Origin of the sequence: Bradyrhizobium daqingense (genome assembly GCF_021044685.1) — a bacterium.
Taxonomy (GTDB): domain Bacteria; phylum Pseudomonadota; class Alphaproteobacteria; order Rhizobiales; family Xanthobacteraceae; genus Bradyrhizobium; species Bradyrhizobium daqingense.
In genome coordinates this window covers 393224-405499 of the sequence record NZ_CP088014.1, presented here as the reverse complement: position 1 = coordinate 405499, position 12276 = coordinate 393224, and the positions used below count along the sequence as shown (strand labels likewise).

The 12276-nt window shown below is 56.6% G+C and carries 9 protein-coding genes and 2 pseudogenes; 2 read left to right on the top strand and 9 right to left on the bottom strand.

The genetic code is table 11. The annotated features are described in order from the left end of the window. Positions 1-89 precede the first annotated feature (89 nt). From LPJ38_RS01905 to LPJ38_RS01870, 8 genes and pseudogenes are all read right to left on the bottom strand, one after another. Positions 90-938: a hypothetical protein gene (locus LPJ38_RS01905; protein WP_145642117.1), complete on the bottom strand. Its 849-nt coding sequence runs from the start codon at positions 936-938 to the stop codon at positions 90-92. 494 nt (positions 939-1432) lie between these two features. Then, on the bottom strand, positions 1433-1948 hold the full coding sequence (locus LPJ38_RS01900) for a hypothetical protein (protein ID WP_145642115.1): 516 nt from the start codon (positions 1946-1948) through the stop codon (positions 1433-1435). Then, positions 1945-2226: a hypothetical protein gene (locus LPJ38_RS01895; RefSeq protein WP_158644808.1), complete on the bottom strand. Its 282-nt coding sequence runs from the start codon at positions 2224-2226 to the stop codon at positions 1945-1947. The genes LPJ38_RS01900 and LPJ38_RS01895 overlap by 4 nt, the downstream gene beginning before the upstream one ends. A 337-nt stretch (positions 2227-2563) precedes the next feature. Beyond that, a complete protein-coding gene (locus LPJ38_RS01890) occupies positions 2564-3934 on the bottom strand; it encodes a hypothetical protein (RefSeq protein WP_145642111.1) in 1371 nt (456 codons plus the stop codon). Between the two features lie 668 nt (positions 3935-4602). After that, positions 4603-5355: a hypothetical protein gene (locus tag LPJ38_RS01885; protein WP_145642109.1), complete on the bottom strand. Its 753-nt coding sequence runs from the start codon at positions 5353-5355 to the stop codon at positions 4603-4605. A 67-nt stretch (positions 5356-5422) separates the two neighbouring features. Continuing rightward, a complete protein-coding gene (locus LPJ38_RS01880; protein WP_145642107.1) occupies positions 5423-5887 on the bottom strand; it encodes a hypothetical protein in 465 nt (154 codons plus the stop codon). A gap of 586 nt (positions 5888-6473) precedes the next feature. Next, positions 6474-6692, bottom strand: coding sequence for a hypothetical protein (locus LPJ38_RS01875; protein WP_145642105.1), 219 nt, complete (start codon positions 6690-6692; stop codon positions 6474-6476). 489 nt (positions 6693-7181) lie between these two features. Beyond that, positions 7182-7286 (bottom strand): annotated as a pseudogene (locus LPJ38_RS01870) (hypothetical protein); the annotation flags it as partial. Positions 7287-7382: 96 nt separating this feature from the next. On the opposite strand from LPJ38_RS01870, the gene LPJ38_RS01865 reads away from it, so the two are divergent. Further along, positions 7383-8570: an IS256 family transposase gene (locus LPJ38_RS01865; protein ID WP_231088709.1), complete on the top strand. Its 1188-nt coding sequence runs from the start codon at positions 7383-7385 to the stop codon at positions 8568-8570. Between the two features lie 31 nt (positions 8571-8601). On the opposite strand, the pseudogene LPJ38_RS38240 reads toward LPJ38_RS01865, so the two are convergent. Beyond that, positions 8602-8905, bottom strand: a pseudogene (locus tag LPJ38_RS38240) (IS30 family transposase); the annotation flags it as partial. 649 nt (positions 8906-9554) lie between these two features. Between LPJ38_RS38240 and LPJ38_RS01860 the strand changes: the two are divergent. Then, entirely contained in the window at positions 9555-11813 is a 2259-nt protein-coding gene (locus LPJ38_RS01860; protein WP_145642972.1) for an AAA family ATPase, read from the top strand. The last annotated feature ends 463 nt before the right edge of the window (positions 11814-12276 follow it).

The following is a 12276-nucleotide window of genomic DNA, read 5'->3' as shown; positions in this document are numbered from 1 at the left end:
ATACTGAATACATTACGAGAAATCGCATAGCGACGCTGATCGGCGTTGAAATAGAAAGTAGCAGAGAGGATTCTCAGCCATGCTTTTCGTTATTGAAAGAACTGAAAGCTACCGATTATATCCCTTGCCGCTTCAACCTGATCAGAAGCAGTTACCGCGATGATCACATTACCTTCTCGCATAGGCGTCTCCCCCCTACGCCACGGAAGCGGCGGGTCAACGAAATTGATGACCAGTTCAACATAAGACTGTCCGCAGCGTATCTCCGTCCATTGCACGGCCTTGCCGGCCAGAATCGTCTGTTCCTTTTCTCTGGAACAGCCCATTCCCCCGTAGCCCATGACAAACGTCGGCAATACAAATATTGTCCCGTATGTGCCTTTGAATACGAACTCCGACGGCTCCGACCGAACCTCAATTTCTGAACCGGGCGGGTATTCAATACTGAATCCGTAATGTGTGTTGATGTAGGTCTTGGTACTGGTCGTTCCATTTGACTGCAATCGCACCGGAGCAGACTGCGGGGGCTTCCTTTCAGCAATTGGATTTGCCGAGTCCTTAGCAAGGGAGCTTAGGTCGATGCTGGCCGACGCACCGGTCGAGCTCGAGTAATAGTTGTTCGCAAGTTTCTGCGGAGAAGCTCCTCGCTGCGCTGAACTCGTTGGCGCAGAAACGGCGTATTCGGATGCTGATGGGGAGCTGCTGCCTCTGCTGAGCGTTCCAAGAACCGCAACGATTAATACGATCGATAAGACAAATAGCGCTGAGATCGCGCGGAGCATCATATAACTAGAATTGTAGCACGAGCTTTCGTCTCTGGTGACGGAACGCCTGTAAAGCCATACGTGCCAGCCGTCGCGCCCGGTAAGACTCAACGCGACAGCTGTGCAACAATCTTCGCTGCGCGCTCCTAGCATCGCACGAGCGCCTTTTGCCATGTCAGAACGCGATCTGATCGGCTGGATCCGAGGCGCCCGCCGCCCGCGCGGTGAGATGCACAAATCTTGCCCACAAATCCTGGCTACAAAACCAACGTAGTCATGGCGCTCCCTCAAAACGCGGTGGATGCTGCCCGGACTTCCGTCCAGGTTCACACGTTGAGGTGCTCGCTTTTTCGGCCTGACCGTTCTCAATTGCTACGCGCAATGAAATCATCGAGACGCAGACGGTCCTTGCCGCTCTGAGAAAAAAGCCGCCCCCAGCGAATGCGCAATATTGATTTCAGCCGCAGAAAGGCAAATCGACGCCGCCTCTGCGGTGCCTGCCGATGGCATCGACGCTGCCTGTTCAACTAACGGCGAACTCGGTACACCGCCGTTTTGTGGGCAGTTGTCAGGCGCTCAATTGCGCCTGTTTCAAGTTGATGCTCTTTTAGTCGAAATGCAAGGAGAAAATGCGCGTATTGCGCGAGCTCTTCACTTTCCACACTCCATTACCGGGCGGAGGTGTCGGCCGACTGAAAGAATAGGAGCGCCAGCGCTGCTGCATCGAACAGACCCATTCGACGATCTTCGCTCATCCACGGTTTGCGGGGCGGCGGGACGTATTGCTCGAAAGCCGGAATGTGCTTCGCGATTACCTCGGCGAGGCCCTGCTTGTTCGGGCACCCGTAGCACTCTAATGCGCGTCGCACCTGATCGCGTGAGTATGCACAAACGGGAATGGCGCGATCTTTCGCAAGTCCAGCGATCGAGCCGTTGAGCTTGCTGATCCATCCTGCCCGTCGCGTACCTTGCTCGGAGGTATCTTGGATGACGAGCACATCGGGAGCGTATCGATCGATGACTTGGGAGATACGCGGCAGGCATCTCTTCCCCTTCCGAGGTCCGCGCGTCTCGCGTATTCCCCAGTCGTACGGTGATAATTGACCTTCGAACACGACGAACGCAAAGCCGCGCGTGTTTAGATAGATAGAGAGGACGAGTAAGGAGCGGTGGTCATTCGTCATATGGTTGCATCGATGCGCTGCCCTTCTACTCGCTCCAGCAGCCGTTCGAGGAAATCAAGCTTCAGGCGCGTTGCCTTGGATGGGTCGCCCTGAAGCGCTTCATAGAGTTCGCTGGCACGCCGAAGTATGGCCTGCTGTAGCTCTGACATGAGCCCAGGAAACAGCTCCAATGGGGACGTACTGAAGATCATCTCGCATATGAACACGGCATCGAGGCTGGGCCTGCGCTTTGAGCCTTCAATTCGAGAGACTGCGGTCCTGCTCTTTACGCCGATCAAGAATGCGAGCTCCTGCTGGGTAAGCCCCCAGCGTCGGCGATGCGGACGGAGGTATGATTGATGACGATGACGCATAAGTCGTGCAGCCGGCCAATAGGATCACCGGCACGCACGCTATGGTCCCCTGGAGTGCAGTTTCGTTCGAGACGTCAAAAAGTGCCCACGTGGCACTCAAATGAAATAATCTGCGGCCTTCCATTGTATCTATCGTGCCGTCAGATGTTGCCTGGTCCCAGATGAAAATCTTGTGGAGATGGGGACTTGGGGACGTGGAAGAACGCCCCGGCACACCGAATATTGGCGTTCGCTTCCCTATACGTTCAGCTTGGGGGTGCCTCTAGAACTTCTTCGAAGTCCCCACGTCCCCTGTGGGCTCTGTCGGCGGCGCATCGGTGACAACATTCACTCCATATCTCCGGCACAACATCTCCACTTTCCCCCTCTCAGTCATAGGAATGACGTACACTCCGTGGGATTTGTAGGTCCGGAGGTTCAGCTTCGTGCGCAGGACGCTTCCGATCCACCGGTTGCTGATCGGTCGGTCATACTCGGGCCCGTAGCGATCGATGATACCCATTGTGATGTCAGCGACGGGAACGACCTGCCTACTGGTAGACAACATCAGGTCAACAAGGATTTCCAAGACCTGGGCCTCCATCAGAAGGCCGCGCTCGGCGATGATCGAGTTCTGGGCATGCTCCGCGGCATTCCGGAGTTCGCTCCGCAGTCGTGGATCACTGACCACGCTCAGCAGCGGCAGCATGATTTGATTGAGACGCGGCTCCAATTTGGGATCGGCGAGGGCCGGGTTGAGCTCAATCTCGTGCCGTCTTCGAAACCGATACAGTAACAACTTGTTGCGCAACTCACGCGCCTCGTCTTTGAAGGTCGGCGGGAGGTTGATGGGAATGTCGTTGCGTAACGGCCGCGCACCGGTTTCCTCCGTGATGAAGCGGCTCTCCAGTGCTCTGTCCTCGTAGCGTCCCCTCGTTGCAACGATTTTCGGTCCAAAGACGTGGAAAGCTTGCGGGTTGAACTCACGCTGGCGGTTCATGACCGTGCGCAGGACCGGCATGCCGCGCATATTGCCGTTGTTGAGGATTTTGACGATCTCCGAACGCTCGTCGCTGAAGCGAAAGTCGGCCTCATCGAAGATGAGTGTTCCCCGAAAGGCATTGAGCGTGTGGAAAATCGGCGAGACCGTCGAGGCGCCGCTTGCGAAGAAAGGTTTGTAGCAGAGCGAACCGATCGTGAGAAGCGAGCGCGTCTTTCCCGTGCCGAAATCGCCGCGAAGACGAAGGTACGGCAAGTCATTGAATGCGTCATAGAGCCAGCTCAGTAGGACGTAATGACTGGCGACCTGCTCAAAGGTCGGGCTAAGGTCGGCGTAGCGGTGGATGAAAGCCACAATTTCAGAGACGAGTTCTTGCTCGGTCCCGTAGATGCGCGGTTCGGACGGCAGCAGTACAACGTCATTCTTGATTAGATTGTTGTTGGGCGAAAACGGGACCAGCTGGTCCCCACCGGGCACGTCCACGTGCGTGGCCAAGGTCCAGCGTCCTGCAACTGACGTCGCGAGCAGCGTGGCGCGATGCTCTGGCCTATAGACCAATTCAACGATGGTGCCATCTTCAAGCACGTCGGACACCGTCGGACTGACGTGTCTATGCTCAGATATGCCTTTGGGGTTGGCGCCGGGATCGTTCATGGCACAACGATCGCCGACCATGCCCAGCTCGGCGAGGCCGGGAGCTGTGCCTCGTCCGCACATTCACCAGCCTTGGTCGGAACGGTTTTTGGACCTACCTTATCGGCGTATATGGATGCAATAACATGTCATATTGGGTGGGAGTACGTCCTTGGGATCGTTAGCGCGCTGATAGCGGCGGCGTGGTCCGCGCACAGCAGATTTATTGCGCTCGAAAGGTCCATAGACTGCATTAAAAATATGCTGCTCGAGCTGAAGAAGGCGATCGTTGACACAAACGCCAAAGCGAGTGGCGAGGGGGCACGAGATGAGGCCGAAGCGTGCAAGCCGCTCAAGCAACAAACACTGTGGTAAGGGCGAACCAACCGACCCAAGCCCAATGGCCGACCATGGATCGGGAAGACCGTTCGCCCCGCCTTCAGTGGGAGGACCTCGACTATGACCACAAGAAGCGGTGAGATAGCTTCGCGTCGAGGCTTGCTATTCCGTGTGTCTCTCGGTCGAAGAGAGTATCAAGGCAGAAACGCAACCGAACAAGGCAACGAGAGTCTGCTGCAGCACAAAAGCCTAAAGGTCAAGCGTGACGTTTGGTTGCGCTGGCCTCGTGTTCTTCAGCGGTTTGTTTTCCGTTCCAACAGGACGCAGACCTGCATGCGACCAGTGGCGGGTTATAGCGGCTCTTGCCCAAGTGAGCGGCGGCGGAGCGTAGTTGCGGGCTTGATCACGCGCTTCTGCTTCATGGGAGGAGATTGCCGCGCCTGACCTCCAAGGGGAAGCACATCGCGTATAGCGAACAGCGGAGCCACCGGCGTCGCGGTGCACGAGGTTAGTGTTGTGCGGATGCTGACGCTGAGACCCTCAATTGCCTTTGCAATCTCGGTCGCCTGCACGCGCAGACGACCGAGTTCATGCGCTGCAAGCACAAATCGGTTTATATCCTCCCTGGCCTTGATCGAGCTAGGTCTCTCGGCTTGAACTATCTGTCGCGTCGCGGCCAACGCCTTTGTGAGTTCGCCATCGACTCGAGCAAGAGTGGCTGAGAAGGCACGAGCCTTGAGCGCGATAACTTCAGTTTTCGGAAAATCTGAGTCGTCACACGATTTCAGGATGCTGTCGTGCAAACGCGCAACGTCGGCGGCAACAGACTGTGCGTTGTTGACCTGTGCTTTGACGTGCTCGTTTACTGCTTCCACGTCTCTGATGTTGCGTACCGATTGATAAAGTTCGATCACGAGGCTGCCGTCAGGTGTCTGATCAATTAATTCATCCGGCGGGACGATTGGACGAGTGATCACGGTTTCGGTCTGGACCTTCTGCTCGCCCGCACCTGGTGATATCTGTTCGTCGGCCAGCCTTGGAGCCGCGCCGACTGTGGCAACACACACGATCATCGCTATCAGACTTATGAGTCCTACGCGCACAGTAACCTCCCTACCAGTGGTGATCTCCGTCCGCTCGGCAAGCGGCGGAGAAAAGTCTCGCCATCACTTACGCGCCGGCATTGCCGAGCTTTCGCAGATTGCTGCGAATGTCCTCGATTGTCTGGCCGACGCTGTCCAACACTCCGAGAAGCTCTTTGACCGCCGCAGCGACGTCTTCGGCCAGCAACATTTCCGCTGCGCGCAGCTCTGCTGTTGTAAGTTCCTTCAGAGCGTGATCAATCGCATTCGAGTGGTTGCTTACCGACTCGCGCGCACGCGTTACTTCCTGTTGATATTGCTGGTACCGGCGCATAAGCTCTTGGACGAATTCGGGCCCAAGCGCGGAACGCTGATTATTGACACGTCCCATCTGGGCCGAAATCCAGCTCTGATATTGGTCGATGCTTTGGGATAGCGGCGCGTCTGGCTGTAATTGGACGCCCAATTGAACCAGGGCATCCCTCAAACTGCGGACCTCAGAAATTCGGCTTTCTACAGTCGCGCCGGACGCTGCTTTAAGACGATCAACCAACCCGGATATCGTTGCCCCATATGATTCGAGCGTCTTTTGCTGATCCTGGAGGCGTGAACGGAAACTCTCAACTTTCGCTTCATTAGGGGCGGTCGGACTAGAGGCGATGGGAGCACCACGTGGCGATGTTTGACCAGATGCAGCAAACGGCAACGATCCTACGAGGACTGCTGCTAGAGCGACGACTATGTTGAATGATCTAAGCATATCTACCACTCCCGCGTTAGGCGCTATTGGAGATAGTAGTGGCGAGCAGCGCCGAATTCCTTCGCGCACTACCCCTATCCGCACCGGCGTGATGCCAGCAAGCAATGCGTATATGGATGGCGCATTGAATCACGGCCAATGCGCGCTGAGAATCGCACGAGACCGCGGCATTCTGACTCAGGTAAGCAGAGCTTCCCCTGATTTAGGAGAGCTGCCGTCGGGGAAAAGGCCGCATCGATGCCAATATGCAAGAGCGAGTTTCGAGCCTTCTTGTTTCCATGGCCTGTGCTTGCCAAGCATATGATGCGCGAGAACGCTCGCGCGCGGCGCCCACAAGGCAACACTTGCCGGCTTCGAGTAACTCCTTGGACCAGCCATATTATATTGAGGAAACAATGCCCTTGCGCCGGCAGTGCTCGGAGATATTCTCTTCGCCCGTGTTCATTCCAGCACGATACGGATCTTCTCTTCCGCCGAGTACTGCCGGCGCGTCTGCGCCGAATGTCCTTATTGGTTCTGCGGGCGCTTTCCAGGGCCGGATTTCTGTTTCGTCTTCGCTCGTGATGGCTGCGATGAACCAAAACTCTTCCTTCTTCAAAATTGCTCACACGCGGTGACGGCCTTTCCCAAGTTCAACCGGTTGTTCGTGAGTTATTCAACGCGTCGAGCAACTGTGATGTGCACAGATGCGGCTCGGGCAAAGCCTACGAGTGATCAAGTTCTACCCGAGAATGTCTAGTGCGATTTGATTGAAAGCCTTGTCAAAGGATAATTCATCTTCATCGTCTATACGATTCAGCAGGAAGCCCAGTTGGTCGGTCAAATTTTTATGTAGTGCCGCGGGATACTTTGTTGCTTAGAGCTCATATTCAAATCCCAGCTATTTGCAAAGGCTTCTCATCGGATTGCACGCGTTCAAAAGGCTCTGAGCGCCGCCGGCTCAGCCGAGCTAGTTGTCATCCACTGGATCACCGCTCGCTCGTGAAAATCTACAGGCGTTGCCTCGATCCGCGACCTAAAATTAGAACATGCAAAGTCCAGTCAGATTTGCGGAGAAGAGTCGTGCGTGGACATGGGAAGGGCTTAGGGCGGTCATCGCTCGATACTCCAACCCGCCGCTGCGGGTGGCCGCATTGCGCAGCAGTTCTCGCGAGATTATCGAGGCGGATCGACCGAGACGGCGCCCAATTTCTCGGATGGAATGGGATAACGTACAGAGTCTTTCGCACTTTCAGGATTGACGGCTTCTTCTAGAATGAAGGAGCTTTGAATGAACGATGGGAATGCCATGGGTCAGGTGATCCAAATTGATGAGGCCCGGATTCGAGATCACCTGGGCGAGATGGTCCGCGGGACAGTGGAAGAGACACTGAACGCGATGCTGGAGGCCGAAGCGGACCAGCTGTGCGGTGCTGGGCGGTATGAGCGCAGCCCGGCGCGGCAGGACACGCGGGCAGGCAGCTACGAGCGAACGCTGCAGACCAAGGCGGGCGACGTCAATCTGAAGGTTCCGAAGCTACGGCGGCAAACCTTCGAGACGGCGATTATCGAGCGCTACCGGAGGCGGGAGAGCTCGGTTGAGGAGGCGCTGATCGAGATGTATCTGGCCGGGATTTCGGTTCGGCGGGTCGAAGACATCACGGAGGCGCTGTGGGGCACCCGGGTCAGCCCGAGCACAGTGTCGAACCTGAACAAGAAGATCTATACCAAGATCGAGGCGTGGCGGAATCGCAGGATCGAAGGCGAGCATCCGTATCTCTACCTCGACGGCATCGTGATGAAGCGCAGCTGGGCTGGTGAGGTTCGCAACGTGTCGCTACTGGTGGCCTCGGCGGTCAATGCTGAGGGGTTCCGGGAGATCCTCGGCATCTGTGAAGGCGCCAAGGTGGACAAATCCGGCTGGTCCTCGTTTCTGCGGCATCTCGTCGATCGCGGTCTCAAGGGCGTGCAGCTGGTGGTTTCCGACGCGTGCCGAGGTCTTGTCGAAAGCGTTGCGGATTATCTGCCGGAGGCACGCTATCAACGCTGCATGGTGCATTTTTATCGTAATGTCTTCAGCCACGTGCCGTCGACCCGGGTCCGCGAGGTGAGCCACATGCTCAAGGCCCTTCATGCCCAGGAGAGCCGCGCCGCGGCCGACGAGAAAGCCAGGACCGTCATCGCGGATCTGCGGGCCAGCCGTATGGCCAAAGCTGCTGATCTCGTCGAGCAGGCGGTTCACGAGACGCTCGCCTACTATGCCTTTCCGGCCATCCATTGGCGGAAGATTCGAACGAACAATCCGCTCGAGCGCATCATGAAGGAGATCCGGCGACGAACCCGTGTCGTCGGCGCCTTCCCCGACGGTCAATCCTGTCTCAACTTAGCGGCGGCCCGGCTGCGGCACATTGCCGGAACGGCGTGGTCGACCAAATGCTACATGAACATGCGACCGCTCTATCAGCCACAACTCTCTGAAACCGGAGCCGTCGCCTGATCAAAAGTGCGAAAGATTCTGGACAGTACCTGGAATGGCCCTGCACCTTGAGGAGTGCGATCTCCTCGCGCTCTATCAAAAAGAGGTACCGCCGAGAGAGCGGCTTGGCCGAAGATCTGAACATAGCTGGTGGCGTGCCGCTCGCCTTTCGGAACCATCTGGTTCCGACAGGTTGCGACACTCCGGCTTCGAGCGCGGGCTCTTCGCTGCTCAGTCCACTGGCGATCGCCCGCTAGAATCAATTCTGTTCATCGCACCCTGCAGCAGACGGCCGGCCTGGCGATGGAAATAGCCACTCGTCCTGATCGTGCCGACCGCCGCTTTCGAAAGTTCACCGCAACCTCTGTGTTGCGACGACGGCCCCAGTGCTCTCGTGGGCGCTGGCATCGCGGCATCGATGAGTCGCAAGGCCAATTGCTATGACAATGCCCCCATTGAGAGCTTCTTCCCATAAGACCGAACTTGTTCACCATCGCGATTACAAGAGGCCGGGCGCGACATCCTCGCCTTCAACGAGGGCTTCTACAACTAACCTGGCTCCATTCCGCGATCGGATATATTGCCCGATCGAGATTGAGCTAAAAGCCGCCTAAACCCGTGAACATTTTCGGGAGAGGATCACGGGCGGAGATCGCATCGGCTTGGTCGCTCACTGTATGGAAATCGGCTATCAACGTTTGCCAACCTGGGGTCGCACGGTCCCGAACGGTGCCGAAATATACGTAAAAATACTGCCAGGCGCAACGCGTGTTGCGGGATCTTATTCTTCTTGTACAACGTTACCTTGTATTTTTGATGTGATTCGAAGGCGGATGCCATAGGGCGTCGCTCCGTGCTTAGGGCGAAAACGACAGAGCGGTCGCGCTTCTCCAGCTCTCAGCACCAAAGGTCGAGCCGGTGCTCCAATCCGGCAAAAAGGACGGGGACAACCCTATCGGGATGCGAAAGACGCGGTAGCGTGTGAGCAGCAGGCTCGGAGGATGAGTGCTTCAGGAAATCAAAATTGCGGGTTGCGCAACGTATTCGAGCCAAGGCGAGAAGCTCGCTGCGCTGAAGCCGATCAATTTCATTTTTGGCAGCAACGGGGCGGGCAAGACAACGATCTCTCGCGTCATTAACGATCCTAGCGCGTACGCCTCCTGCGCCTTGACGTGGGAAAAGAGCCAGGCCCTAGTGTCTCGCGTCTACAACAGCGACTTTGTCTCGCGCAACTTCGCGCAGCAGCTTCCCGGGATTTTCACGCTGGGCGAGGCCGCAGGCGACACGCTCGATGAGATCGATGACGCGAAAAGCGGAGTTAAGGCCCTTGAAGACGATATTGCGCGGTTGAACGGCACGCTAGGACCAGCGGAAGCTTCGTCGGGTAAGCGAGGAGAGCTACGAACGCTGCGTACCCAGCTCGAGGGTGATTGCTGGAAGATCAAGGGCAAGCATGATCCCCATTTCAAGGACGCCTTCACCGGTGTGCGGAACTCACAGGCGAAGTTCTGCGAGAAGGTGCTCGCCGAGCTGGCTGACAATACCGCTGAGCTCGTCGACCTTGGCGAGCTGAAGCGCAAGGCTACGACCCTTTTCGAAGAGGGGCTCGACCGCCACACCGTCGTTCCCCATATCGACGCGACCGATCTCTTGGCGATCGAAGCGCTGCCGGTGCTCGCGAAGAAAGTAGTCGGCAAGGAGGATGTCGATGTCGCCACTCTGATTCGACGACTTGGCAACAGCGACTGGGTCAAGCAGGGCTTGCCTTATCTCGGCCACGGCTCTCAGTGCCCCTTCTGTCAGCAGGAGGTCGAGATCGAACTTGCGGCGCGACTGAACGCCTATTTCGACGAAACTTATCTCAACGACATGGCGGCCATCGCAGCGGCGCTTGAGACTTACGAGGCCGTTGGCGAGACGATTTTGAAGCAACTCAAAGAGATTGTCGCGGTGGATAACCGTCACCTGGACAGCGAGCTTCTGTGCGCAGACATTGATCGGTTGGCCGCCCGCATCGAACTGAACAAGCGCCGTCTCGAAGCCAAGAAGCGCGAGCCAAGCTCGCCCATGACGTTAGAGCCCCTTGCAGAGCTGGTGGAGCCGATTATCACGAGAGTCGTGGCCGCAAATGCGTCAATTGCCGCCCATAATGCGTTGGTAGACAACATTGCGACCGAGCGCCGCACCCTCATTGGTCAAGTCTGGAAGTACCTACTCGAAGAGAATAGCCAGACCATCAAGAAGTACCTGACGGACAAGGAAGCACTGGACAAGGCCGTGCAAGGACTGACGGCAGCAATCAAAACGAAAGAACATCAGCTGACCGCTGCTAAAACGCAGCTGCGCGAGCTAGAAAAAAAGATCACTAGCGTTCAGCCGACCGTTAGCGCGATTAACGCATTGTTGGCCTCGTTTGGCTTTTTGGGCTTTAAGTTGAGAACGGCGGGCGAGCGCGACCATCTTTATGAAATCGTTCGCGACAGCGGCGACGATGCGGCGGCGACGCTTAGCGAGGGCGAGAAGGGCTTCGTTTGCTTCCTCTATTTTTACCACCTGCTGCGCGGCAGCGTTTCCGAGTCGGATGTGACCTCCGACCGGATTGTCGTGTTCGACGATCCGGTTTCCAGTCTCGACAGCGACGTGCTGTTCATCGTCAGCACGCTGATTAAGCGCGTGCTCAAAGAGGCTTCCGAGGGGAATGGCCAGATCAAACAGGTCTTCCTGCTTACCCATAATATCTACTTTCACAAGGAGGTCTCGTTCGATCCCAGCCGAGGAACGGAGTGCCGGGCCAACGAGACGTTTTGGATTATTCGGAAGGTCGAAGGAGCCTCAAAGATCGTCGGCTACAAATACAACCCGATCAAGACATCGTACGAACTGCTCTGGGCAGAAGTGCGGGCTGCGAACCGCTCTAACATGGCCATCCAAAACACACTGAGGCGCATCATTGAGTACTATTTCAAGATTCTAGGCAATGTCGACACAGACGACATCGTCGGGAAGTTCGAAGGCAAAGACCAGCAGCTCTGCGCCTCGCTGTTCTCTTGGGTAAATGACGGATCGCACAGCGCCCACGACGATCTCTACGTCTCCGTGGAGAATAGCATGGTAGACCGCTATCTTAACGTGTTCCGTCGGATATTCGAGAAAACGGGTCACTGCGGACACTATAATATGATGATGGGCGACGAGGGCCCCATCGATCTCACCCCAAACGTGGTTGGCGTCGCCGGGCTGGTCGCGGCCGCGTCCAATAATTGAATTCTTCAGCGGGGTCCCAGGAGTGGGAAGTGTTATGGGAGCAGTATTGGTTTCGCATTTCAAGGCGCGATCGCCGATAACGTACAGAGTCTTTCGCACTTTCGATGAGTGGATCGCTGCTTACAATGAGGCGCGCCCGCATCAGGGCGCTGGTGGTAGACGCCGATGCAAACCTTGCTTGACGCAAGTGCTCTGTCGAGAGAGGAATTGTTGCCGGCTGCGTGAGGTCGGACATGAAATCTTTGTCGGACACCTGCCGCGACAAAGCACCCAGTGTCAGCTCAAGTCCCTTCTTTTACAGTCAGCGAGGCACGCAACTCGATCGGCCGATATTTCGACTTCTGCAACTCAGCGAATAGACGTTCGCCCCCCAGCTGATGCTGCTTCTAATCAAGGGCCAGCTGCCAGCGCCAGCATGCGTTCGAGGACACCAGTCGCAACAGCGTTCCGAAGAAAAGTGCTT

Bases quoted from the DNA above. Each gene is read 5' to 3' on its own strand.
- LPJ38_RS01865 (WP_231088709.1), top strand. From the start codon at position 7,383: ATGGGTCAGGTGATCCAAATTGATGAGGCCCGGATTCGAGATCACCTG.
- LPJ38_RS01890 (WP_145642111.1), bottom strand. From the start codon at position 3,934: ATGAACGATCCCGGCGCCAACCCCAAAGGCATATCTGAGCATAGACAC.
- LPJ38_RS01900 (WP_145642115.1), bottom strand. From the start codon at position 1,948: ATGACGAATGACCACCGCTCCTTACTCGTCCTCTCTATCTATCTAAAC.
- LPJ38_RS01905 (WP_145642117.1), bottom strand. From the start codon at position 938: ATGGCAAAAGGCGCTCGTGCGATGCTAGGAGCGCGCAGCGAAGATTGT.